Raw genomic sequence first — 24,888 nt, 5'->3', positions numbered from 1 at the left:
CCCGGTTTCATGCGCGGGCACCCTGGACCCCGGCAGGAGCGGAGACAACGCGCACGGAGACCGGCCCGCTCACCGCCCCCGAGCCACCTTCCGGGCTGGCTCCTCCGCGGCGAAAACGGACTTGAGCACCCGGCCCGTGGCCGTCTTCACCCGCGCCACCTCCTGCGGCGTCCCTTCCGCCACGATGCTCCCGCCCGCCTCGCCTCCCTCGGGCCCCAGTTCCACCACGTGATCCGCCGAGGCGATGACGCTCGGGTGGTGCTCGATGACCACCAGCGTGTCTCCCCGGTCCACCAGCCGACGCAGGAAGGCGATCAACTTCGACACGTCCCCCAGGTGCAGACCCGTGGTGGGCTCGTCGAGCACGTACAGCGTGGGCTCGTGACGCATGGAGGCCGTGAGCTCCGCGGCCAGCTTCAGCCGCTGGGCCTCGCCGCCCGACAGCGTGTTGGACCCCTGGCCGAGCTGCAGATAACCCACGCCCAGATCCGACAGGCACGACAGGGGCGCGGCCACCTTGGGCAGCGCGTGGAAGACGTCCTTGGCCTCGTCCGCCGACAGGCGCAGCGCGTCGCCGATGGTCAGCCCGTGATAGCGAACCTCCAGCGTGGCCGCGTCGAAGCGCGCCCCACCACAGGCCTCGCACGGGGTGACGACATCCGGGAGGAAGGACATCTCGTGCGAGATGGCCCCCTGCCCTTCGCACGCCGTGCACCGGCCTCCGGCCGCGGTGTTGAACGAGAACCGCGCGGGAGTGAAGCCCCGCACCTTGGCCTCGGGAGTGGCGGCGAACGCCCGGCGCAGCTCGTCCCAGAGGCCCAGGAAGGTGGCTGGCACCGAGCGCGGCGTGCGCCCGATGGGCGACTGATCCACGGCCAGCACGCGGCGGATGGCCTCCATGCCCGTGAGGGACTTGAAGGGCCCCGGACGCGTCGTCACCAGCCCGAGCTTCTCGCGCAGGGCCGGGTACAGCACCTGGCGCACCAGGGTGCTCTTCCCCGAGCCCGACACGCCCGACACCACCGTGAGCCGGCCCACGGGAATGCGCAGATCCGCGCCCTTCAGGTTGTTGGCCCGAGCCCCCTTCAACTCAATCCACTTCTCCGGCGCCCCCCGGGGCGACCCCGCCAGCACCGCGGGCTCTCGGAGCGCACGGGCCGTGGGAGCATCCTCGGTCTGCAGCACCTTCTCGGGCGAGCCCTCGGCGAGGATGCGTCCGCCGCCACGGCCGCCGGTGGGTCCCAGCTCGATGAGATGATCCGCCGCGCGGATGGTGTCCGTGTCGTGCTCCACCACCAGCACGGTGGAGCCGGTGTCCACCAGCGCGCGCAGGTTGGACAGCAGCCGGTGCGTGTCGCGCGGGTGCAGACCGATGGTGGGCTCGTCCAGCACGTACATCGCGCCGGTGAGGCCCGCGCCGAGCTGCGCGGACAGCCGCAGCCGCTGCATCTCGCCACCCGAGAGCGTGGCCGCGTTCCGATCCAACGACAGGTAGCCCAGTCCCACGCGGTCCAGGAACTCCATGCGCCGCAGCAGCTCCTGGCGGGAAGGCTCCCCCAGCAGCGCCCGGTCCCCACGGAACTTCCACCCGCGCACCTGCTCCAGCGTGGCGGTGACGGACTGCTGCACCACCTCGTGGTAGCGCGAGCCCTCCAGCTTCACGGCGCGAGGCACCGGCTCCAGGCGCGAGCCCTCGCAGGTGCGGCACGACTCCGTGCGTCCCTCCGCCAGGGCCTCCGCGCCCCCCTCCACGCCCGTGCCCTCGCAGTCGACACACCGGCCCTGCTTCGTGTTGAAGGAGAACCAGCGCGGGTCCATCTCCGGCACGGAGAAGCCGCAGACGGGACAGGTGCGCTCGCTGGACAGGAGCGTCTCCTTGTTGCCACCGGTGCGCACCTTCAACGCGCCCTTGCCCCAGGTGAGGGCCTTGTCGAAAACCTCGCGCGGCAGCTTCGCCAGCTTGCCCTGGTACATCACGAGGTCGATGTCGTGCTCGCGCGACTTCACGAGCTGGGGCGGCTGGTCCGTGGACACCACCTTCCCATCCGCGATGGCCGTCTCGATGCCCGCGCGCGCGGCGGCGGTGAAGACGTCCAGGTACGTACCCTTGCGCGCACGCACCGCGGGGGCGAGCACGGTGCCATCCCCTTTCATCCCGGTGAGCTGCGCGTAGAGGGCCTCGGGCGTGGTGGCGGCGATGGGCTCACCATCCCGGGGACAGTGCGGCTGGCCCAGCTTGGCGAAGAGGAGGCGCAGATAGTGGGCCACCTCGGTGACGGTGGCCACGGTGCTGGTGGCGCCCGCGCGCGAGGTGCGCTGCTCCAGCGCCACCGACGGCGGGATGCTGCTGATGCGCTCCACGTCCGGGCGCGGCATGGTGGGGAGGAACTGGCGCGCGTACGGCGTCAGCGTCTCCAGGAAGCGCCGCTGGCCCTCGGCGAACACCACGTCGAAGACGAGCGAGCTCTTGCCCGAGCCGCTCGGCCCCGTCACCACCGTCATCTTCCCCAGCGGAATCCGGCAGGACACCTCCTGCAGGTTGTGCTCGCGCGCGTGCTCCACCTCGATGGCGGGAGGCACCTCCGGGGCGCCCTTGCCGCGCTTCCCGGGCACCACCGCCGTGCCCAGCTCCCCGCGCAGCGCCGCCGCGGTGAGGCCCTGCCCCCTGGCGAGCTGCTCCGGAGTGCCCTCGGCCACCAGGCGCCCGCCATTGCGGCCACCACCGGGACCCAGGTCGATGATCCAATCCGCGCCCCGCATGACGACGAGGTCATGGTCCACCACGATGACGCTCGCGCCACGGTCCACCAGCTCGTGCAGCGCGGCGAGCACCTGACGCACGTCCGCGTCGTGCAGACCGGCGCTCGGCTCGTCGATGAGGAAGAGCGAGCCCTTCGCCTCGCTGGCCAGGGCCCGCGCCAGCTTGAGGCGCTGGGCCTCGCCACCGGACAGGGTGGACAGGGGCTGGCCGAGGGGCAGGTACCCCAGGCCCAGCCGGGACACGGGTCCCAGCGCGCGCACCAGCGCCTTGTCACCGGCGAAGCGCTCCAGCACCTCGTCCACGGTCAGCTCGAGCACGTCCGCCACGGAGAGGCCGTGGTGCCGGACGGCCAGCACCTCCTCCTTGAAGCGGCGGCCCCGGCACACCGGGCACAGCAGGGAGACGTCCGCGAGGAACTGCATCTCCACCGTCTCGTAGCCCTCGCCCGAGCAGGCCTCGCAGCGCCCCTTGTCCACGTTGAAGGAGAAGTGCGCCGAGGTGAGGCCCCGCACCTCGGCCTCGGGCTCGGAGGAGAAGCGATCGCGGATCCGATCCCACGCCTTGGTGTACGTGGCCGCGTTGCCGCGCGAGGTGCGCCCCAGCGGAGACTGGTCCACGAAGGTGACGCGCTCCACGGCCTCCAGGCCGTCCACACCGTCGGCCTCGCCGGGCACCTCCACGTCCTTCTCACCCAGGGCGCGTCCGAGGTGGCGGTACAGCACCTCGTCCATCAGGGTGCTCTTCCCCGAGCCGCTCGGCCCGGTGATGGCGCACAGCACGCCCAGCGGTACGCGCACGGAGACGCCCTGGAGGTTGTGCGCCCGGGCGTTGCGCACCACGATTTCGCCGATGCGCTCGCGTGGCGTGCGCTTCACCTCCTCGGTGCCCGCCAGCAGCCGGCCCGTGGGCAGATCCGCGCGCTTCGCCAGCACCTGCGGCGTCCCGTCGAAGCACAGCTTCCCACCGTGCTTGCCGGCCCCGGGCCCCAGCTCCAGCACGCGATGGGCGGAGCGGATGACGAGCGGGTCATGCTCGATGACGAGGGCGATATTGCCCCGGGTGGCCAGCTCGGCCATGGCACCGGTGAGGGGGCCCACGTCGGCCGGGTGCAGGCCCACGGTGGGCTCGTCGAGGACGAAGAGCGCCCCGGTCAGCGACGTCCCCAGCGCCGCGGTGAGGGACACGCGCTGCGCCTCGCCGCCGGACAGCGTGCGCGCGGGCCGGTCCAGCGTGAGGTAGCCCAGGCCCACCCGCTCCAGGTAACCCAGGCGGCCGGCCAGCTCGCGGCGCACCAGCTCGCCCTGGCCCGTATGGGTCCGCAGGGCGTCCAGGCGCTCCCGGGCCTCGGACAGCTCCAGCCCGTGCCACGCGGCCAGGTCCAGCCCGCCCACGCGCCAGGCCCTCGCGGACTCGTTGAGACGCGCGCCCTGGCAGCTCTCGCACAGCGAGTAGGCGCGGTAGCGCGAGAGCAGCACGCGCACGTGCATCTTGTACGTGCGGCTCTCCATCCAACGGAACCACGCGCGCACGCCCGGGTAGACGCGGCCACCGTCGTAATCACCCTCCCCTTCCAGCACCCGCTCCCGCTGCGCCGGGGTGAGCCGCGCCCAGGGCACGTCCAGGGGAATCCCTTGCTCGCGCGCGTAGCGGAACAGCATCTTCCGCTCCCACTCGGACGTCTTGCCCGACCAGGGGCGGATGGCCCCCTTCTCCAGGCTCAGCGTCGGGTTGGGCACCACCTTGTCCCAGTCGATGCCAATGGTGCGGCCGAAGCCCCGGCACGTGGGGCAGGCGCCGGTGGGCGACTGGTAGCTGAAGAGACCGGGCCGGGCCTGCTCGAACTCGCGCGAGCACTTGGGGCACACCAGGCCCCGGCGGATGCGCCGGACACCCGCGGGCGTGAAGGCCACCGCCTCGCCATTGCCCATCGACCACGCCGACTCCAGCGCTGCCGTCACCCGGCCCAGCTGCGCCTCGGCCAGCTTCAGCCGGTCCACCACCACGTGCGCCACGCCGGCGGAGTCGGTGGCCTCCGAGGGCCGCAGTGACTCCAACTCCCGCACCTCGCCGCGCACCACCAGCCGGTGGAAGCCCTCCTTCAACAACCGCGCGCGCACGTCGAGGAACTCGGCGGTGTCCGCGATCCGCAGGGGAAAGGCCACCACGGCGAGCACATCGGGCTCGGCGGCCAGGGTGGCCCGCGCCGCCACGCCCGCGTCCGTTCGCACCGCCTCGACCTCACACGTCGGGCACACAGGCATGGCCTCACGGGTGAAGAGCGCGGACAGATACGCCTCCACGTCGGCCAGGGTGGCCACGGTGGAGCGCGAGCTCTTCACCGGAGCGCGCCGGTCCACCGCCACGCCCGCCGCCACGGGCTCCAGGTTGTCCATCGGGGGCCGCTCCAGCCGCTCGAGGAACTGCCGGGCGTACGGGCTGAAGCTCTCGACGAAGCGGCGCTGGCCCTCCGCATACAGGGTGTCCAGCGCGAGGCTGGACTTGCCGGAGCCGGACACGCCGGTGAGGCACACCAGCTCTCCCTCGGAGAGATCCACCGACAGGGATTGAAGGTTGTGGGTCCGGGCTCCAACGAGGTGCGTCTTGTGCATGGGAGCCGGTGATTTAACGGCGGAAGTCGGGCCCGCCAACGGAATCCATCACGTGGTGCGGGGCAGCCCGGCCACCTGCCCTTTTCCATCCTGTCAGGCCTCCTTCCGGGCCCACCAGAATCAGCCCTCCCGGGCCCGACGCCGCGCTAGCATGACCCCGTCTCTTCTCCCTCCACGAGGCGGACCGATGAGCAGCCGGCTGAACCTGCTCGCACCCGAGGTGCGAGCCAATCCCTACCCCTTCTACGCCGAGCTGCGCCGCAACGCCCCCGTGAGCCAGGTGGACCCGGGGGGACTCTGGGCCGTCTCGCGCTACGACGATCTGATCACGGTGATGAAGAACCCCCAGGTCTTCTCCTCGGAGGGCATCCGGCAGACCTACCGCCCGGCGTGGATACCCGACTACCCGCTCGCCGACTCCATGCTCGTCATGGATCCTCCAGAGCACACCCGGCTGCGGGCACTCGTCAGCCGCGCCTTCGGCCACTCCATGCTGAGCCGGATGGAGCCGCGCATCCGCGCGCTCGCGAAGGAGGCCGTCGCCGCGCTGACCCCGGGCCAGACGGTGGACTTCGTGGAGGCCTTCTCCTTCCGGATCCCCCTCGCCGTCCTCGGTGAGATGGCGGGCCTGCCCGCCTCCCTGCATCCGCGCTTCAGGCAGTGGGTGGAGGTGATCACCCATTTCACCAGCATCGGCCCCAACGACACCGCGAAGCACGAGCAGATGCGCGCCACGGTGAACGAGGCCCGGCAGTACTTCGCCCAGGTGCTGGAGGCCCGCCGCAAGGAGCCTCGCGAGGACCTGCTGAGCGATCTGCTGCGGGCGCAGGTGGATGGCGAGTCGCTGACGGAGACGGAGCTGATGGGCTTCATGTTCCTGCTCCTCGTCGCCGGGCTGGAGACGACCGTGCACCTGCTGAGCCTCGGCCTCATGCGGTTGCAGGAGGAGCCGGAGCTGCTGGCCCGGCTGCGCGCGGACACCTCGCTCATCCCCCGCTTCGTCGAGGAGGCGCTGCGCCTCCACTGCCCGGCCCATGGCATCGTGCGGCTGACCACCCAGGATGTGGAGCTCGGCGGCGCGCGCATCCCCAAGGGCGCGCGGCTGTTGCTCATGATCGCCTCGGGCAACCGCGACGAGTCGCACTTCCCCGACCCCGACCGCTTCGACCTGGATCGCCCCAACCCGCAGAATCTTCCCTTCGGCTACGGAGCCCACTTCTGCCTGGGTGCCCACCTGTCGCGGATCGAGACCCGCGTGGCCCTGGAGGAGCTGCTCGCCCGCTTCGTCCGGCTGACGCCCGGGGACGGAGAGGTGAAGTGGAACGCCTCGCTGATCATCCGGGGCCCCATCCGGCTCCCCCTGGTGGCGCACTCGGCCTGAGGCGGAGTCCGGCCGCCCGCTCTGCCTCCATCGGGCCGCTCCCGGTCCCGTACCTGCCCGGTCGCACGGGCGTGTCCATGCTGTAGGGAAGCAGGAGACCCGCCATGATGACCGTCGACACCGATCCCACCACCGCTCGGGCAGTCGCCGCCCGGGCAGCACCCGCTCTCGCCATCCTGGAAATGCCGGGCCGCCAGGGGGTCGGCTTCGTGGTGTCTCCCGAGGGTTACCTCGTCACCAACCTGCACGTCGTGGCGGGTGCCGACGAGGTCCACGTCGTGCTCGCCGACGAGCAGTTCCTGCAGGTGCAGGAGGTCATCGCCCTGGACGAGAAGCGGGACCTGGCCGTGCTACGGCTGCCCTCGCACGAGGTGGAGCCGCTGCGGCTCGCTCCCGAGTCGCACCCCGGCGAGGGAGACGCGCTCTTCATCCTCCTGCCGACCGGCGGGGGCATGCTGGGGCTGCTGGAGACGCGGGTCCATGCCGTGCAGGTGCTCGACGAGTCCCTCACCTTCCTGGAGCTGGAGGCCGCGCTCCCCGAGGATGCCTCGGGTGGTCCGGTGCTGGATGCCTCGGGCGCGCTGGTGGGCGTGGCCACCTGCGCCTTCGCGGACGGGCGGCCCGTCACCATCGTCATCCCCTCGCGCTACCTGCTGCCGCTGATCGCCCGGCCCGAGGCCCAGCCACTCTCCGCGCTCGCCCTGGCGAAGGCTCCGGCCCCCCGCCCGCGTCAGGTGCCCACGCACCCGCTCTCCCTGCTGGAGGGCAGCCCCACCGACGCCATCGAGGAGATCGCCCTCTCCATCATGCAGGCCATCCAGCTCGGCGCTCCCGCCTACAACCGCGGAGACCCCGAGAGCTGCTACCGCCTCTATGCGCGCACGGCCGAGCGCATCCTCCAGGAGCGTTCGGACTGTCCCGGCGCACTGGCCGCCCTACGCGCCGGGTTCCAACGCTGCTCGCAGCACGACGACGACATGGACGCGTGCGCCTGGGCCCTGCGCGACACCTTCGACGGCCTCCTCCATGTCATCGACCGCTGGCTCCAGGCCCAGGCCGCCTTCGCGCGCATGGCGGCTCCCAAGTCGTACCTCCAATGAGGTACTCCTACATCCGCGAAATCCGTCCAATCCAGGACATCCCAGGCAGCTCGGAGACCCTCCTCCTCGGGAGCGGAGTCCGTCCCGTCGGGACAGCCGTCGGCTCGTAGTAAGACAACCGGTGCACGAGGCACGCGGTGCGCCTCGGGCGGACACGGTGTCCCCCTCCCGGAGAGGAGCACATGCGAGCCCTGTTCGTGCCGTCTGGCAATCACGAACCCTCACCCGTGGAGACGCAGCTCCGACAGTGGGGATGGAGCCCGACGCGGGTCTCCGATGACGAGTCGGCCATCATGGCCTTCCGGCAGACGCCCTTCCCGGTGGTGCTGCTCGAGGTGGATGGCGCGGGAGATCGCATCGTCCTCGTGCGAGCGCTCCGGGCCTGCCCGCGCGGCATGCGGTCCTCCATCCTCCTGCTGGCGAGGCCCGAGCAGTCGAGCCAGTTGCAGCCACTGCTCGACGCCGGGGCGGACGACTTCCTGCTGCTGCCCCTGGACGAGGCCACGGCCACGCTCCGGCTGCGGCTCGCCGAGCGCCGTTACGCCGAGCGCCCGGAGCCACTGCCGGAGGACTTCGAGCTGGACGGACTGTGCGCGGTGTTGCTGCGGGAGAGCCCGGTGCCCACCTGCATCACCACGCGCGAGGGCGCCGCCTTCGTCGAGGTGAACGACGCCTGCGCGCGGCTGTTCGGCTACTCGCGCGAGGAGATGCTCTGGCGCAGCGAGAAGGAGCTGAACCTGTTCGAGACCCCGCTCGAGAGTGAGCGGCTCTCCGCGCTCTTCCGGGAGCAGGGCGTGCTGCGCGGGGTGGAGTCGCGCGTGCGGACGAAGAGTGGAGAGAGCCGCCACGTGCTCGTCTTCACGGGCATCGCGGAGTACGCGGGCACGCCGCACGTCGTGACCATGTTCCCGGACGTCACCGAGCGCAAGCAGATGCAGGCGCGGCTGCTGCTGGCGGACCGGATGGCCTCGGTGGGCACGCTGGCGGCGGGCGTGGCGCATGAAATCAACAACCCGCTGGCCTACGTCACGGCCAACCTCGGCTACGCGCACGAGGAGCTGGCCCGGGTGCTGGAGCGCTGGCCCGTGGCACTGGCGGAAGAGCTTCCCTCCCCGGCCCCGCTGAAGTCGGTGGCCGCCGCGCTCGGCGAGGCGATGCAGGGCGCGGACCGGGTGCGGACCATCGTCGGGGACTTGAAGACGTTCTCCCGGGAGACGCAGGAGCCGCTCCGGGCGGTGGACGTGAAGAAAGTGCTGGACTCCACGCTCAGCCTGGCGTCCGGGGAGATCCGCCACCGGGCGAGGCTGGTGAAGGAGTACGGGGACGTGCCCCCGGTGCTCGGCAACGACTCGCGCCTGGGCCAGGTGCTGCTCAACCTGCTGGTGAACGCCGCCCAGGCCATCCCCTCCGACGGCAACGCGGAGCACCATGAAATCCGCGTCACCACGCGCCTGGCCACGCCCGGGAGGGTGGCGGTGGAGGTCTCGGACACCGGCATGGGCATCGCGCCCGAGCTGCTGGGGCGCATCTTCGATCCCTTCTTCACCACCAAGCCGCCAGGGGTGGGCACCGGACTGGGACTGTCCATCTGCCACAACCTCATCACCAGCCTGGGCGGGGAGCTCCACGTCCACAGCGACCTGGGACGGGGCAGCACCTTCCAGGTGCTGCTCCCGGTGGCCACCACGCCGCTGGAGTCACCCGCGCCGGTGACCGTCCCCACGCCCATCACGGAAGGGCCCCGGTGCCGAGTGCTGGTCATCGACGACGAGCCCCTGCTGTGCTCGGCGGTGGAGCGCATCCTGAGGCCCCACCACGACGTGGTGCTCAGCACGCTGGCGGCCGAGGTGCTCCCGCGACTGGAGTCGGGAGAGCGCTTCGACCTCATCCTGTGCGATCTGATGATGCCGCGGATGAATGGAATGGACTTCCACGCGGCGCTGCACCGGCTGCGTCCGGACCTCACCGGCCGCGTCATCTTCCTCACCGGTGGCGCATTCACCCCGCAGGCGAAGGACTTCCTCGAGCGGGTCCCCAACCGCCGGGTGGAGAAGCCCTTCAACGCGCGCGCCCTGCTGGCGGTGACGCGCGAGGTGCTCACCGCCGTGGGTTGAGCGGGGCCCGCTCGGAGCTCACTGCGTGGGCTCTCCGCACCACTCCACGCGGTAGATCCTCAGCGCCTCCTTCTTCCCCTTGACCAGGGCTGGAGGCAGGGGCGAGACGGAAAAGGACCGCTCGGGCCAGCCCTCGAGGGTGGTGTGCGTGAGGCAGATCTCCCCCGGTCCGGCGACGGAGCACACCCGGCTCGCAACGTTGGTGGCGTCACCGATGGTGGCGTACTGCACGTACTGCTCGGAGCCGATGTTGCCGGCCGCCACCCGGCCCGTGTTGAGGCCCACGTGGATCTGGATCTCCGCCCGGCCCTGGGCCCGCCAGCGCGCGTTCAACCCGGCCAGCGCCTGCTGCATCTCCACCGCCGCGCGCACGGCCCGGTCGACATCGTCGGAGTGCGCGAACGGCGCGCCCCACACCGCCATCAGCGCGTCGCCGATGTACTTCTCCAACGTCCCCTCGTGCCGGAAGACGATCTCCGCCATCACCGGGAAGTACTCGTTGAGCAGGTCCACCACCTGCCGGGGCTCGAGCGTGGAGGACAGGGCGGTGAACTGGCAGATGTCCGCGAAGAGGATCGTCACTTCCGTCTCGATGACCTCCAGGGGCGCGCTGCGCGTGAGCTGTAGCTTCTTGAGGGTGGCCGGGGGGAAGAAGCGCAGATAGGTGTTGCGCAGCACGGCCTCCTCCTCGATGCGCTGGCGCAGCAGCGAGTTGTCGAGCGCGATAGCGGCCTGGTTGGCGAAGGCGGTGAGGAACTCCAGGTCCTCCTCGGAGAAGCCATGGGGCCGCGTGAGGTTGTCCACGTACAGCACGCCCAGCAGCTCGTCCCGGGGTTTGAGCGGAGCGCACATGGACGAGCGGATGGACTGCTGGAAGACCGAGTCGGCATTGCCCAGGCGCGGGTCCACGCGGGCGTCGGAGAAGAGCGCCGCCACGCTGTGCGTGCGCACGTAGTCGACGATGTGCTGGCTGTAGAACTGGCCCGTGGGGAGCTCGCCCGTCAGGGATTTCGCCACCCGGGGACGCAACTGCCCGCTGGCGGGGTCCACCAGGAGCACGGTCGCCCGGTCCACCTGCATGATCTGGAAGACGAGTTGCAGCACGCGCTCCATCAGCGCGTCGATGGAGTCGGGCGAGGAGAGGAGCTGGCTCACCTTGAGCAGCACCTGGAGCTTGTCCCTGGCCCGGTCCTCCGCTCGCCCGTGCTTCACCTTCAGGGCGGTGGTGCTCCCGGGCTCGGGCATCGCCTCGAGCAGGTCGACCATCGAGGCGGGAGAGAATCGGGTCTGGAGCGCCTGCACCTGCGTCGGCAGCAGATCCAGGGCGATCTCGCGGGAGAGGGGCACCAGCTTGAAGCGCACCTCGCCACACTGGAAGATCTCTCCCCCGAACAGCTCGCAGCGTTGGATGCGCAGGTCGTTGACGAACGTCCCGTTCTTGCTGTCCAGGTCGATCAGGAAGAGACGCTCACCCTCGCGCTGCAGCAACGCGTGCCGCCGCGACAGGCTCTTGTGAAGCACGCAGATGGAGCTCTCCTTCGTACGCCCGATCGTGACGGCGTCGTCGGAAAGCTCGAAGACCTGCTCATCCAGCTGGCCCGGGTTCATGATGAGCTGCATGTCCGGAACGTTAGCATCCGGACAGCCGCTCCTCGTAACAACCTCGTTGGGCCCCCCCGCCCCCGGCCCTCAGCGAGAGAAGAAGCTCCGGAGTACGGAGATCATCGCCGCCACGTCCGCCGCCGCGGCCATCTCGCGGATGGAGTGCATGGACAGCATGGGATTGCCCACGTCCACGGTGCGGATGCCCAGTTCACCCGCGGTGATGGGGCCAATGGTGCTGCCACACCCCAGGTCCGTGCGAGTGACGAAGTTCTGCGGCGTCACCCCCGCCTCGCGGCAGCAGAGGGCGAACCAGGCCCAGCTCTCGCCATCGGTGGCGTAGGACTGGTTGACGTTGGACTTGATGACCGGACCCGCCCCCAGCAGCGGCTGGTGCTTGGGCTCGTGCATGGAGGAGTAGTTGGGATGCAACGCATGCGCCATGTCCGCCGACACCAGGAACGAGTGGCGGATGGCCCGGTGGAACGAGTCCCGTCGCCCGTCCGAGTGCGCCAGGGTGATGCGCTCCAGCAGGTCCTTCAGGAAGGGGGACGCGGCGCCCTGGGCACTGGTGCTGCCACACTCCTCGTGGTCGTACAGCACGACGCCGCACGTGGCCTCGCTCGGACCCGACTTCGCCAGTAGCGCGGACAGGCTGGAGTGGCTGCTGGCCAGGTTGTCCAGGCGCGGCGCGTGGAGGAACTCACCGAAGGCGCCGGAGCGGATGGAGGGCTGCGTGTCGTAGAGGCACAGATCGAACCCGAGGATGTCGCCCGGCTCCACCCGGGTGCCGCCACGGGCCAGCTCCTCGACGAGCATCGTCTTGAGGTCCAACGAGCCCGAGCGCTCCAGGGCGAGCACCGGCACCAGGTGATCCTGGGCGTTGAGCTTGAGGCCGTCGGTGTTGACGGAGCGGTTGAGGTGGATGGCGAGGTTGGGGATGCGCAGCAGCGGGCGGCGGAAGTCCACCAGGTGGTGCGCGAGGCGGCCGTCCTTCGCCGTCACCAGGCGGCCGGCGAGAGACAGGTCCCTGTCCAGCCAGGTGCTGAAGAGGACGCCGCCGTACACCTCGACCCCGAGCTGCTGGAAGCCGGAGCGCTGCACCTGCGCGTTGGGCTTGAGGCGCAGGTTGGGCGAGTCGGTATGGGCGCCCACCAGACGGAAGCCGGCGCGGTCCACCGGGGTGGTGCCGAGGTGGAAGGCGGCGATGCTGGTGTCCCCGCGGGTGACGTACACCTTGTCACCGGGCTTCAGGTCCCAGGACTCGCGCTCGTCCAGGGCGCGGTAGCCCTGGGCGGTGAGGCGGCGGATCGTCTCGCGCACCGCGTGGTAGGGCGTGGGCGAGGCGTCGATATAGGCCAGCAGATCGTTGGCGGCGGCGTCGGTATCGGAGGGAATCATCGCCTCCAGGCTAGCGCCGCCGCCGGAGCCCGCCACAGGAAACGCGGGCCCCCGCCGGGGAGTGTCTACCTGGCGGGCTGGGACGGAGGCGTGGAGGCCTGGGCGTCCCCCGCGGGCTCCACCCCGTGGTACACCGCCGGCAGCGAGGCGGACACCGCGCCCACGTAGAAGATGCCGTGGTAGCCCTGCCCATTGCGGCCGTCGAACAGGTGCACGAAGTAGCGCTCCCCGTTGTCCCGTCCCTTGGCCTGCTTCACGCCACAGTCCAGCTTCTGCTGCGCGTCCACGGCGCAGATCCACGCCGTGCCGCTCTTGTAGGCGATGTCCAACGAGAACACCCTGGGCAGCTGCTCCGCCACGCGCAGGCCCATGGGGCGGTAGTCCGGACTCCACGGCAGTCCCTTCACCTGCCGGGGGTGGAGGTTGCCGCTCAGCACCAGCACCGCCCGCTTGGAGGCGTTCCCGGCCACCTCCAGCACCGTCTTCGCCATGGCCTCCTCGCGCGCCTCGCCCTCGAGCGTCGGGTGATCGAAGGCGAAGAGCTCCACGTCCAGCCCCTGGCCGCGCAGCTTGCGCAGGGACTCGATGAGCCAGACCACGGCCTCGCTGTTGCGGCCATCCGGGTACGGGCTGCGCCAGAAGGGGCTCTCCATGAGCTTCGCCCAGTCCTCCGGCCTGCCCGCGCCGTGCAGGAAGGTCCGGAGCCGCTCCTGGTTCTCCACCGGCACCTCCAGACCCACCGTCACGGGGACGCCCTGGAGGAGCGCCTGGCACGCGCTCTGGGAGAGGAAGTGCGGCACCTGCTGCGTGCCATGCAGCTCGCCCATCAGCACCACGTTGCCGGGACGCACCACCTTGCCCAGCCCCAGGATGGGCACGCCGCACTCGATGTCGGCATCCCGCGTCACCTTCACCTCGGGCGTGTCGCTGGACTTCCGGGCCTTCTGGGCGAGCACCGGGGCGAGCTTCCGGAACACCTTCCACTCCATCACCAGGTCGCGAGCGGTCTGCTGGGACTCGCCCTGGACGGCGGCATCACCGCCCGCCTGCCGCAAGGACTCCTTGAAGGCCACGTCGCTTCCGAAGCCCACGGGGTTGTCCTCGGTGCGGCCATCCACTCCCCAGAGGAGCTCACTGCCCGCGGCCTTCAGCGCCGTGTTGGCGCTGCGGGTCTGCCGGGTGATGACCACCTTGCAATGGCCGGGGCCCTCGGGGGTGGCGACGACCAGGTAGCGGTGCCAGTAGCCGGCGATCCGCGAGCCGACGAACTCCTCGCGCCACTCCGTCTCCAGCGAGGCCACGCCCCCGGTCTCCCGGAGGGCGAAGCCGTTGGACGCGAAGTACTCACGCACCTGGGGCCAGACCTCCTCGACGGGCTGCGCGTAGACGGCCTCCTCGTCCGGGGCGAAGTCCACGAACCGTGACGTGCACCCCGACAACGCCGCGAGCAACAACAGACACCCGAAGGCCATCCGCCTCATTCGAAGTCCTCCCAGACGATTCCGACGCGCGCACATACTGCCTGGAATCGCCGGTTTTTTCGCGGGCCCTGCCTACCCGCCCCCACCCTGACCAGGCTCCTCCAGCAACCGGCGGGGCCACGGCGCGGTCGCGGGGAATGGTGCTCACAAGGAATCGAGGTCGACCGTGAGGGTGTAGTCCGACTCGAAGGCGGCCCCATCGAAGGTGGGAAGCGCATAGCGGTAGGAGGAGACGGACTCCAGGACGCGCGCCCGCCGGCTCCCGGCCATCAAGGGGAACACCACCTCGCAGCCGCGCAGGACGCCGGGCTCCACCAGCCGGCAGCGGAGCCGGGCGAAGTCATCCGCGTCGGTGGGCCCCGTGCCCGAGCGGCCTCCCTCGGAGCGCTTGGGGCTGGGAGAGAGCCGCTCGGGACGCTTCATCCGCAGGGACAGGGTCCTGCAGGCCTCCTCGACCCGCCCATCGCAAGCCTTGGAAAGCAGCGCCACGGCCTGGATGAAGTCCTTCTGGCCCCCCTGACCGGACGCGAAGGCCAGGGCGTGCGCGTAACACTGGCGCGCGGTGCCCAGCGTGCACGCCTCGGACTCGGGGGGTGGGACACGCTCCGTCGCACCCGGACCGAACGAGCCCACCGGAGCGGGCCGTATCTTGTCGACGAGCGGGCGCTGGGGGTCGTTCTTCCGCGCGAGCGAGCATCCGGACAACGCGATCGTCCAGACACAGCCCAGCCCCGCGACGACACACCCCTTCACGAAGAGTCGCATGACCCGAATCCTACCAGGGTTGGTTGGCGCGGCTCGGGCTCGTCTGGGACATCCGCGAACCTGTGGATGTGAATAATTACAGTGCAACAGATTGAATGGACTTCGCCCGTCCACTTGCCCAGCATGCAGGCATCGGGCGCCTGTGTTGAGTACAAAATACATTTGATGGATGCTCGAGGGGGCCGGTCGAACGGCCGAGCGCACCATCGTTGAGCAGGAGTTCAGTCCTTCCAAAGTCTGTCATTTCGCACCGCCCGCGCCCCCGCGGAACGGTCTTCCCTTGTCTGTCTTCAACTCTTCTCGGGAGCTCCCTACGTGAAGAAAACCCTTCTCCTGGCCGGAACATTTCTCATCCTCGGCGTCATTGCTTGCGGAACACCCGACACCGAAGCCAACGAAGGCATTTCCCAGACATGGGGGACGGCAACCGCGGCACTGACCACGCAGAACTGCTCGCAGCTCACCGCCGCGTCGGTGATCGCCAGCGGCAATGATGGCAACGTTCCGGCCAACACGCTCGATGACCGGCTCGATACGCGCTGGAGCCAATTGGGCAAGGAGTCGTGGATCGACTACGACCTGGGCGCCAATCGCTCCGTGTCGGGCGTGGCCATCGCCTGGCACCAGGGAGACCAGCGCGCCAATGACTTCGACGTGATGGTGTCCACGGACGGGATGAGCTACACGACCGTCTACACCGGCAGGAGCAGCGGCACGACGACGGCCGCGGAGACCTACTCCTTCACCGCGCGCACCGCGCGCCGCGTGCGCATCTACGTCAATGGCAATACCCTGAATGACTGGGCGAGCATCGCCGAGGTCCGCGCCTGCGGCACGACCATCACCAGTTCCACCGTGGTGTGGCGCGGCGACTTCGAGACGGGCGACACCTCCCAGTGGACCCGCGCGCAGATGGTCAGCGCGGACCGGCTGCAGGTGGTGTCCTCGCCCTCGCGCCAGGGCAGCTACGCCCTCAAGGCCACGGTGAGGCAGGGGGATGATCCCATCAACGCCAGTGGCAACCGCAACGAGCTGGTGAAGACGACCCGCGAGGCGGTGGGCTCGGAGTACTACTACAAATTCAGCACGATGTTCGCCTCGGACTTCCCGAGCGTGAAGACGTGGCAGCTCTTCGCCCAGTGGCACCACGAGGGCGGCAGCGGCTCGCCGCCGGTGGAGTTCTACGTGTACGGCGAGGAGGTGCGGCTGAACATTGGCGGCGACCCCGGCGTCATCGTGTGGAAGACCCCGCTGGTTCGCGGGCAGTGGCAGGACTTCATCTTCCACGTGAGGTGGTCGCCCGACCCGAGCGTCGGCTTCGTCGAGCTGTACCACAACGGCACGCTCGTCATGCCCAAGCGCTACATCGCCACCCAGTTCTCCGGGATGCTCAACTACCTGAAGGTGGGCCTGTACCGCAGTGACACCGTCTCGCAGGTGGGCGTCGTCTACCACGACGGCTGGGTCATGGGCCGCAGCCTGTCGGACGTGCTGTAGCCAGCCTCATCCCACACCGACCGTGAGGCAGACACCCAGCCTCACGGTCCTGGGGACCCCAAACACCGCCCTGGAGAGCAACCCTTAATCACATACGTCGGGCTTTCCACGTCCGACACGTTTTCAATCAAAGCGAAATATGCCGTTGCCTTCTTTACTGCGGGCCTACCTCCGAGGAGAGTATGCGTTACCTCACCCACGATGTGGTAACCCCCCTCCAAGGCGGCCGGCATGTTCGTTTCAGGCTCTCAGACCCCTTCCTGCGCCTCGGTGCGCATTCTCAAGGACGCGGCCCGTGCTCAGGATGCGGCCGCGTTGCGCCTCCACATCCGGCATCACTTCCAGGCCCTGCTCTCGGACAAGGGGGACTGGAACCTTTCCGTCTACGACCTGGCCTGGGTGCTGTGCTGCGACTTCTTCAATGAAGAGGACAAGCGGAAGAACCTCGCGCTGCTGCTCGACGCGCAGAACACCGATGGCGGCTGGGGAGATGCCAGCTACATGCCGCACTCGGCGCTCGTGGACACCCTGGCGGCCACCATGGCCCTGGTGCGCCTGGGCCAGCCGCTGCCCAGGCCCCAGGAGCTGAAGGCCCGCGTCGAGGCGCTGATCCTCGCGTGTCACGACTATCCGCACCATGACACGGTGGCCTTCGAGCTCGTGGCCCCCAAGCTCCTCAAGTGGCTCGAGCGGCACCAGTGCACCTTCCCGCTCGGCGCCCGGGCCCGCGAGTTCATCGAGACGCTGGATCGCAAGGGAGACATGAAGCTGGGCAAGCTGCGGCATCTGGGCCCGCTGTTCGATCCGGGCAGCACGCTGAGCTACACGGCCGAGCTCGCGGCCCTCACACCCGGGCTCGTCGAGGACGTGGGCCAGCTCCCCCAGACGATGCTTCCCAATGGAGCCATCGGCCTGTCGCCGTCCGCCACCGCCGCCACCATCCTCCTGCTCTGCGAGCACGGACGCGAGGTCCCCAGCGGCCTCTACCAGTACCTGCGGGACACCTTCGAGGACTACCAGCGCACGGGCTTCCCCAACCTGCACCCCATCGTCACCTCGCGGCGGCTGTGGAACGTGCGCCCCTGGCTGGTGTCCGGCAACATCTTCGATCTCGTCAGGGACGAGACCATCCTGCCCCTGCTGACGCGCATCTACCAGGAGACGAACATCGACGAGCTGGGCCGCGTCTCGTGGGACACGAACAACGCCGACCTGCCGGACCTGGATGACACCGCGGTCGCGTTCGCCCTCTACTCCGTGCTCGTCAAGGCGGGGGTGCGCGATCTCAAGCCGATGACGAGCACCAGCCTCCAGCGGTTCCAGCGCAAGAACGGCACCTTCTTCTGCTACCCGTACGAGCTCCATCCGTCCCCCTCCGCCCTGCTCCACTCGGTCATGTCCATGGACCTGGCCGCGGGCACGTTCGAGGAGGCCTTCACCAGCCAGCCCGTCAACCAGGGCATCCTGCGCAGCCTGCTGGAGCAGTTGGATCCCCAGGACTTCGACTTCGACCAGCTCAACCACGACAAGTGGCATGCCACGTGGACCTACGGCGTGCAGAAGTGGCTGAGCCTGCGCTCCATCCTCTTCACCTACCCCGAGCGGGTGCGGCAGATGCTGACCGAGGTGGAGAACCGGACGAAGCAGGGCGGCTGGGGACAGCAGGAGCCCACCCTGGAGGAGACCGCCTATGTCGCCTCCGGTCTGGCCACCCTGCTGAAGTACGAGCCGGAGCTGCTGCCCAACGAGACGGAGAAGGTCCGGGAGCTCATCCAGGGAGCCCACCGTTTCTTCGTCCAGGAGTTGCAGCGGCCGAACGTCCAGCTGCCGGCGCTGTGGATCTCCAAGAACATGTACGCGCCCCGCTTCCAGGTCGCCTCGGCCGTGCTGGATGCGATGTACGGTGCGATGACGCTCCGCTGAGCGCCAGGGACATCCCGGGGGGCCCGTTGAAGCCGGGCCGCCCGGTGCCTCTCACCCCAGGCAGTCGACGAGGTACCAGAACAGGGCGGTCCCCAGGCTGAAGGGGACGGCGAGGTCGGCCGGGCCCGAGGAGGAGAGCGCCGCCACTTCCGCGGAAATGATCAGCGGGACGGCGGCCACCCCGCACGCGGCGCCGAGGATGAGCAGGCGCAGTACGGGCCGCGGGCGCCGGGGCAGGCGCTGGAGCAATCGCGCCTGGAAACCCTCGTCCGGAAGTCCCGACGGGAGTTGCCGCTGGAGCAGCGAATCGAGCCAGACTTCGTCATCGTGGCCGTTCATGGTTCCTCCTCGAGTTGTCGGCGCAGCTTCTCCTTCGCGCGCGCGACATGGGTCTTGAGCGTGCCCAGGGGACAGTCGAGGACGACCGCCGCCTCCTCGTGGGTCAGCTCGTTGGCGTAGGTGAGCACCAGTGCGGCCCGCTCGCGGGGCTTGAGGGAAGCGAGCGCCCGCTCCAGGTCGTACCGCTCCAGGAACGTGTCTGGCAGCAGGTGGAGCGCGGCGCTCCCCTCCTCCAGGGCGGGAGGCTCGGAGGGAACGTCGCGGCTGCCCCGGTCGTGGCTGAAGTACACGTTGCAGGCGATGCGGTAGAGCCAGGAGGAGAACTTCGCTCCCCCCCGGTACCCGCGCAGCCCCCGTAAGGCGCGCAGGAAGGTCTCCTGCGCCAGGTCATCCGCCTGCGCCACATCCCCCCCGGTCAGCCGGCGCAGCAGACCACGCACCGCGGACTGGTGCCGCGCCACCAGCTCGCCGAACGCGCGCCGGTCGTCCCGCACGAGCACTCGCGTGATGAGCTCGGCGTCCGAAGGGGCTTCAGGAGGGGTGGACATGGGTCGTGGGGGTTACAGCTGGGGCTCCGGCGAGAGCTCGGAGGCCAGGGGACCCCGGCCCCGCTGCAGGCGCCAGACGAGCATGTGTCCCACGCCGATGAGCAAGAGCGTCACCCCGACCCCCCAGGCCCCGTCCGAATGGGGGAGAGCGGCCAGGAAGATCGTCAGCCCCACGCCCGTCGTGGACAGGATGATTCCCCGCCGCAGGTCGGACGGCTTCCGCCTGGGCGGCGGCGCGAGCAGCCCAGGGGGAATCTCCGCCCCCTTCTCCACCATCATGCGCACCGTCTGGTGGAGCTGATGGTTCTTGCGGTTGTTGGCCACCAGCCACGCCAGGAAGCCCGTCAGCAGGCAGGTGAAGAAGCACACGCTGACGATGTAGGGACCGGGATCGAAATCAGCGTCGGGCCGCTGGGCTCGCTCGCGCGCCTGGAGCAGCTCGAAGAGCTGGTCGGAGCTGAGCCGCCCTTCAGGATCGATCCGCCGCGCCTGCTCCTCCAACTGCTGGATATCCTCCTCCAGCGCCTGCCGCTGGGCGTCGAGGGCAGCCCGGCGGGCCTCCAGCGCCTGGCGCTGCGCCTCGAGCCTCGGGGACGCCGGCACGGGGGCACCAGGCGGCGTGGAGGGGGCGGCGGGGGTTTCGGACTCGGGCGTGGCCTGGGCCCGGGCCTCTCCCGCGAGAGTGGCCAGGAGGCACAGGGTGAGCAACTGGACCTTCATGAAGGACTCCTTCCGTCGGTTTTCTGGGCGTTAGGACTCCCGGTCCCGGCCACTTGGATTCAGCCCGGATTTTTTCCCGCGCGAAACCCGTCCACGCCGGGCTCCCCCCCGGTAGCAACTCCCCCCGTGAAACGCCGATAATCCAACCATGGACCCGATTGGCCGTCGTCCCGTAGCCGTCAAGCTGCCTTCCCAACCCGCCCGGACCGAGGCGCCCGCCGCGTCCACGACGGCCGCCGCCCGGGAGGTGGGCCACGCCCTGAAGAGTGGCTTCGAGGCTCCGGGGGTGAAGGCCGCGGCCCTGGCCCCCGTCGGCACCTGGCGGGGCCCGGCGGATTCGGAGGTGGGGCGCGCCATCAACGGCATGCTCGAGCGCCTCAAGCAGTGCGACATCACCATCAAGGGTGACACGCCGGAGAGCCTCTTCCGCCGGGCCATCCTGGACAACAAGCACGTGACGAACGAGCAGCTGCTGGCCATGTCCAAGGTGACGCTGGACAAGCTGGACTCCGGCCCGGAGACGCGGAAGAAGGTGCTGGAGAAGATTCCGAATGCCCGGGAGCTGCCCGTGCACAAGTTCACGGTGGCCATGCTGTCGGCGGCCACGGGCATCGACGCCCAGAAGCTGTCCGAGGCCTGCCCGGACCTGGGGATGACCGGCGCGCCGAACACCCCGCTCCTCTACGCGGCCAAGGGCGAGGGCATGCAGCGCTCCACGGCCCTGCACGACTTCACGGACTACCTGCGGGGAGCCGGCATCAAGGGGCTCAACAAGGCCGTCTGGGGGGTGGAGAACCGGGTGCTGTCGGCCGCCATCAGCGCACTGGGCGGAGGTCGCTACTAGCGGTTAACCTGTCGCGTCATGGGAGAACCCAACGGCCGGCTCATCCAGACGCTCATCGACGCACGCAAGCACCACTGCTTCCCTCCGGACGTGCGCCACGCTGCTCCGGAGTTCATCGACAAGGTGCTCGCGCTCCTCTTCCCCCACTTCTCCAAGAGGCTGGACTGTAGCGCGGTCGCGGTGCGCTCCGAGGTGGCGGTGGTGGAGGCGGTGCTGACGCGGACGTTGGACACGCTCGCGTCGCGCTACCCGGGTCTCGCGCCGGACCTGCCCGGCCGCTTCATGGAGCAGCTGCCGGAGGTCTACGCCTGGCTGCGCCAGGACGCCGAGGCCATCTTCGAGGCGGACCCGGCGGCGCGCAGCGTGGACGAGGTCATCCTCACCTACCCGGGCTTCTACGCCATCGCCATCTACCGGATCGCCCACACGTTGCTCGACCTGGGCTTCCCGTTGCTGCCCCGGCTCCTCACCGAGCTGGCGCACCAGCGCACGGGCGTCGACATCCACCCCGGGGCCACCATCGGGCGGCGCTTCGTCATCGACCACGGCACGGGCGTGGTGATCGGCGAGACGACCATCATCGGAGACCGGGTCAACATCTACCAGGGCGTCACCCTGGGCGCCCTGCAGGTCCAGAAGGCCCTGGCGGACAAGAAGCGCCACCCGACGCTCGAGGACGACGTGGTGGTGTACGCCAACGCCACCATCCTCGGGGGGCAGACGGTGGTGGGCCGCGGCAGCGTCATCGCCGGCAACGCCTTCATCACCCAGAGCATCCCCCCCGAGTCCGTCGTCAGCCGGCGCAGCGAGGTCCGCCCGCGACATGGGGGTGCGGAATTCGACGAACTCGAGTATCACATCTGATATAGCAGAGGCCTATCTGCCGCAGCAGACACTTCCCCGCGAGGTCCACGATCCATGAAGGCGAACAACATCCTGGAGACGATCGGCAACACGCCGCACGTCCGCGTCAACCGGCTCTTCCCCGCCAGCGTCGAGGTGTACATGAAGCTGGAGCGGGCCAACCCGGGCGGCAGCATCAAGGACCGCATCGGCCTGGCGATGATCGAGGACGCCGAGAAGCGGGGCGTGCTGAAGAAGGACAGCGTCATCATCGAGCCCACGTCGGGCAACACGGGCATCGGCCTGGCGATGGTGGCGGCGGTGAAGGGCTACAAGCTCATCCTGGTGATGCCCGATTCGATGAGCATCGAGCGGCGCCGGCTGATGGCGGCGTACGGGGCGACGTTCGAGCTGACGCCGCGGGCGCAGGGCATGAAGGGAGCCATTGCCCGGGCGCAGGAGATGGTGGCGCAGACGCCGAACGCGTGGATGCCGCAGCAGTTCGAGAACGAGGCGAACATCGAGATCCACAAGCGCACGACGGCGCAGGAGATCCTCAAGGACTTCCCCGAGGGCCTGGACTACCTGATCACGGGCGTGGGGACGGGCGGACACATCACGGCGTGCGCGGAGGTGCTGAAGCAGCACTGGCCGAAGCTGAAGGTGTTCGCGGTGGAGCCGACGAAGTCGCCGGTCATCAGCGGAGGAGCGCCGGGGCCGCACCCGATCCAGGGAATTGGAGCGGGCTTCATCCCGAAGAACCTGCACAAGGAAGCGCTGGACGGGGTCATCCAGGTGACGGAGGAGGAGGCGTTCGACTTCGCGCGGAGGTCGGCGCGTGAGGAGGGCATCTTCGTGGGTATCTCCTCGGGAGCGGCGCTGGCGGCGGTGAACAAGAAGCTGGGGGAGATCTCCGAGAAGAGCCGGGTGCTCTGCTTCTGCTACGACACGGGCGAGCGTTACCTGTCCATCGAGACGCTCTTCCCGGCGCAGTAACCCCCTGCCCCCAACCCCTCCCTCTCCCCATCCCCTCCCTCTCCCTCTGGGAGAGGGTCGGGGTGAGGGTAAATGGTTCACCTGCCGGAGAACCCGCGCACCATTTCCACGAGCCGGTCCAGTTCCGCGGGCTGGTTGTAGAAGTGGGGCGAGATGCGGATGCGCCCGCGGCGCAGCGAGAAGCTGACGTTGCGCTCGGAGAGGTACGAAGCGAGTGCCCTCGCCTCCCCCTGTGGAGGCAGGAAGGTGAGAATCCCAGCGCGGTGCTCGGGAGAGGGCCCGGTGTCGCACCCGATGGCGCGCAGTTCCCGGTCCGCGTATGCGAGGAGCTCGCGGATGCGGGCCGCGACGTTCTCCATGCCCACCTCCAGGAGCAGGCCGAGGGCGGCGCCGAGGGCATAGGTGCCCGCGTAGTTGTGACTGCCCTCCTCGAACTTCGTGGCGTCCGGGCGCAGCTCGAAGTGAGCGCGGTTGAAGTTCCAGGCGTCGGTGGTGGAGCGCCAGCCGACGAGCACGGGGCGCACGCGCGGGAGCACGTTCCGGTCCACGTAGAGGAAACCAATCCCGGGGATGCCGATCATCCACTTGTGGCTGTCGGCGCTGAGGAAGTGGATGCGGCTCTTCTTCACGTCCACGGGGATACAGCCGACGCTCTGGATGCCATCCACGCAGAACAGGACGCCGGAGCGCTCGCAGAGGGCGCCAATGGCCTCCAGGTCGGTGCGGTAGCCGGTGGCGAACTGGACGGAGCTGAGGGCCACGAGCCGGGTGCGCGGGGTGAGGGCGGCGGCGACGGCCTCGGGGGTGACACCGCCCTCGCGAGGCTCGATCTCCCGGACGACGACGCCGCGGTCGCGCAGGTGGAGCCAGGGGTAGACGTTGGAGGGGTACTCGAGGGACGAGGCGACGGCGACCTCGTCGCCCGGCTTCCAGTCCAGCCCCTCGGCGACGAGCCCGAGGCCGTGACTCGTATTGCGTACGAGGGCGATCTCCGCCGGGGCGGCGCCGATGATGCGCGCGGCGAGCTCGCGGGTCTTCTCCGTCCGGGCCTCCCAGCCGCGCTCGTAGCGGACGCCGTGGTGGAGGACATCGTCCACCCACTCGCGCATGGCGGTGGCGACGCGCACGCTCGTGGGAGAAACCCCGGCGTGATTGAAGTAGAGCTGCTCCTGAACGACGGGGAACTCGGCGCGGTACCTGTCGAGGTCGAGGGGCGGGGTCATGGGCACGCGCATTATGCGCCTGCTACGCTGGCGGCATGAAAGTCTTCATCGTCCATGCCCACCCCGAGCCGCAGAGCTTCAATGGAGCCCTCACCCTCCATGCCCAGGAGGTCCTCCGGGCGGCGGGCCACGAGGTCCGCGTGTCCGACCTGCACGCCATGAAGTGGAACCCCGTGTTGGACCGGCACAACTTCACCACGGTGGCCAACCCGGACTACTTCAAGCCGCAGCAGGAGGAGATGCACGCCGCGCAGCACCACGGCTTCGCTCCGGACGTCCAGGCGGAGATGGAGAAGCTGCAGTGGTGCGACGTGCTCGTCTTCCAGGCGCCGCTGTGGTGGTTCTCGCTGCCGGCCATCCTCAAGGGCTGGGTGGACCGCGTCTTCGCCATGGGGTTCGCCTACGGCGGAGGCCGCTGGTTCGACCGGGGCGTCTTCCGCGGCAAGCGGGCCATGCTGTCGCTGACCACGGGCGGAGGGGACAGCTTCTACGCCCCGGATGGCATCAACGGCGACATCAACGACCTGCTCTACCCCATCAACCACGGCATCTTCTATTTCTGCGGCTTCGACGCGCTGCCGCCCTTCCTCAGCTACGCGCCGGCGCGCGTGAGCGACACGCAGCGCGCGGCGTACCTGGCGGCCTACGGTGAGCGGTTGCTCACCCTGGACACGGTGAAGCCCCTCTCCTACCCCCCGCTGGCGGCGTTCGACGAGACCTTCCGCCGCCGAGCGGGTTGAG

18 protein-coding genes are annotated in these 24,888 nt (G+C 69.5%); 9 read left to right on the top strand and 9 right to left on the bottom strand.

From position 1 onward, the window contains the following. Window positions 1-69: 69 nt before the first annotated feature. A complete protein-coding gene (gene uvrA / locus JRI60_RS15505; RefSeq protein ID WP_204226639.1) occupies window positions 70-5,370 on the bottom strand; it encodes an excinuclease ABC subunit UvrA in 5,301 nt (1,766 codons plus the stop codon). Window positions 5,371-5,557: 187 nt separating this feature from the next. Here uvrA and JRI60_RS15500 point away from each other — a divergent pair, with 187 nt between their 5' ends. The 3 genes from JRI60_RS15500 (at window position 5,558) to JRI60_RS15490 (ending at window position 9,965) form a co-directional block, all read left to right on the top strand. Beyond that, window positions 5,558-6,751: a cytochrome P450 gene (locus JRI60_RS15500; protein ID WP_204226638.1), complete on the top strand. Its 1,194-nt coding sequence runs from the start codon at window positions 5,558-5,560 to the stop codon at window positions 6,749-6,751. Window positions 6,752-6,855: 104 nt separating this feature from the next. Then, window positions 6,856-7,851 (top strand): S1C family serine protease, encoded by a 996-nt coding sequence (locus tag JRI60_RS15495; protein WP_239470537.1) that lies wholly within the window; start codon window positions 6,856-6,858, stop codon window positions 7,849-7,851. A gap of 182 nt (window positions 7,852-8,033) precedes the next feature. Next, complete coding sequence (locus tag JRI60_RS15490; RefSeq protein WP_204226637.1) at window positions 8,034-9,965, top strand: ATP-binding response regulator; 1,932 nt, start codon at window positions 8,034-8,036, stop codon at window positions 9,963-9,965. Window positions 9,966-9,983: 18 nt separating this feature from the next. Here the strand turns inward: JRI60_RS15490 and JRI60_RS15485 are convergent, their stop codons facing one another. From JRI60_RS15485 to JRI60_RS15470, 4 genes are all read right to left on the bottom strand, one after another. After that, window positions 9,984-11,585, bottom strand: a complete 1,602-nt coding sequence (locus JRI60_RS15485; protein ID WP_204226636.1) for an adenylate/guanylate cyclase domain-containing protein — start codon at window positions 11,583-11,585, stop codon at window positions 9,984-9,986. A 69-nt stretch (window positions 11,586-11,654) separates the two neighbouring features. Then, window positions 11,655-12,968, bottom strand: a complete 1,314-nt coding sequence (locus JRI60_RS15480) for a M18 family aminopeptidase (RefSeq protein WP_204226635.1) — start codon at window positions 12,966-12,968, stop codon at window positions 11,655-11,657. A 65-nt stretch (window positions 12,969-13,033) separates the two neighbouring features. Further along, window positions 13,034-14,449 carry a hypothetical protein gene (locus JRI60_RS15475; RefSeq protein ID WP_204226634.1) on the bottom strand — a complete coding sequence of 472 codons (1,416 nt, stop codon included), beginning with the start codon at window positions 14,447-14,449 and terminating at the stop codon, window positions 13,034-13,036. 144 nt (window positions 14,450-14,593) lie between these two features. Further along, window positions 14,594-15,214 (bottom strand): hypothetical protein, encoded by a 621-nt coding sequence (locus JRI60_RS15470; protein ID WP_204226633.1) that lies wholly within the window; start codon window positions 15,212-15,214, stop codon window positions 14,594-14,596. 315 nt (window positions 15,215-15,529) lie between these two features. Between JRI60_RS15470 and JRI60_RS15465 the strand changes: the two genes are divergently transcribed. Together JRI60_RS15465 and JRI60_RS15460 are read left to right on the top strand one after the other, a co-directional pair. Beyond that, window positions 15,530-16,711 (top strand): heparin lyase I family protein, encoded by a 1,182-nt coding sequence (locus tag JRI60_RS15465; protein WP_204226632.1) that lies wholly within the window; start codon window positions 15,530-15,532, stop codon window positions 16,709-16,711. A 270-nt stretch (window positions 16,712-16,981) separates the two neighbouring features. Then, window positions 16,982-18,634, top strand: coding sequence for a hypothetical protein (locus JRI60_RS15460; protein WP_204226631.1), 1,653 nt, complete (start codon window positions 16,982-16,984; stop codon window positions 18,632-18,634). Between the two features lie 51 nt (window positions 18,635-18,685). Here the strand turns inward: JRI60_RS15460 and JRI60_RS15455 are convergent, their stop codons facing one another. Genes JRI60_RS15455 through JRI60_RS15445 form a run of 3 tightly spaced genes read right to left on the bottom strand, consistent with a single transcriptional unit; the run spans window position 18,686 to window position 20,241 of the window. After that, a complete protein-coding gene (locus tag JRI60_RS15455) occupies window positions 18,686-18,973 on the bottom strand; it encodes a hypothetical protein (RefSeq protein ID WP_204226630.1) in 288 nt (95 codons plus the stop codon). Then, complete coding sequence (locus JRI60_RS15450; RefSeq protein ID WP_204226629.1) at window positions 18,970-19,521, bottom strand: RNA polymerase sigma factor; 552 nt, start codon at window positions 19,519-19,521, stop codon at window positions 18,970-18,972. The genes JRI60_RS15455 and JRI60_RS15450 overlap by 4 nt, the downstream gene beginning before the upstream one ends. A gap of 12 nt (window positions 19,522-19,533) precedes the next feature. Beyond that, window positions 19,534-20,241 carry a DUF6249 domain-containing protein gene (locus tag JRI60_RS15445; RefSeq protein WP_204226628.1) on the bottom strand — a complete coding sequence of 236 codons (708 nt, stop codon included), beginning with the start codon at window positions 20,239-20,241 and terminating at the stop codon, window positions 19,534-19,536. 148 nt (window positions 20,242-20,389) lie between these two features. Between JRI60_RS15445 and JRI60_RS15440 the strand changes: the two genes are divergently transcribed. From JRI60_RS15440 to cysK, 3 genes are read left to right on the top strand one after another with little or no spacing between them, the layout of a single operon-like run. Continuing rightward, window positions 20,390-21,085 (top strand): hypothetical protein, encoded by a 696-nt coding sequence (locus tag JRI60_RS15440; RefSeq protein ID WP_204226627.1) that lies wholly within the window; start codon window positions 20,390-20,392, stop codon window positions 21,083-21,085. Window positions 21,086-21,103: 18 nt separating this feature from the next. Continuing rightward, a complete protein-coding gene (epsC, locus tag JRI60_RS15435) occupies window positions 21,104-21,949 on the top strand; it encodes a serine O-acetyltransferase EpsC (RefSeq protein ID WP_204226626.1) in 846 nt (281 codons plus the stop codon). Between the two features lie 54 nt (window positions 21,950-22,003). Further along, window positions 22,004-22,924, top strand: a complete 921-nt coding sequence (gene cysK / locus JRI60_RS15430; protein WP_204226625.1) for a cysteine synthase A — start codon at window positions 22,004-22,006, stop codon at window positions 22,922-22,924. Window positions 22,925-23,001: 77 nt separating this feature from the next. Here cysK and JRI60_RS15425 read toward each other — a convergent pair whose 3' ends face one another. Then, window positions 23,002-24,147: an aminotransferase class V-fold PLP-dependent enzyme gene (locus JRI60_RS15425; protein ID WP_204226624.1), complete on the bottom strand. Its 1,146-nt coding sequence runs from the start codon at window positions 24,145-24,147 to the stop codon at window positions 23,002-23,004. Window positions 24,148-24,182: 35 nt separating this feature from the next. Between JRI60_RS15425 and JRI60_RS15420 the strand changes: the two genes are divergently transcribed. Then, a complete protein-coding gene (locus JRI60_RS15420) occupies window positions 24,183-24,887 on the top strand; it encodes an NAD(P)H-dependent oxidoreductase (RefSeq protein WP_204226623.1) in 705 nt (234 codons plus the stop codon). Window position 24,888 lies beyond the last annotated feature (1 nt).

The sequence above is a fragment of the Archangium violaceum genome (assembly GCF_016887565.1).
In the GTDB taxonomy this organism is placed as follows: domain Bacteria; phylum Myxococcota; class Myxococcia; order Myxococcales; family Myxococcaceae; genus Archangium; species Archangium violaceum_B.
This window is presented reverse-complemented; position numbering and strand designations above follow the sequence as displayed.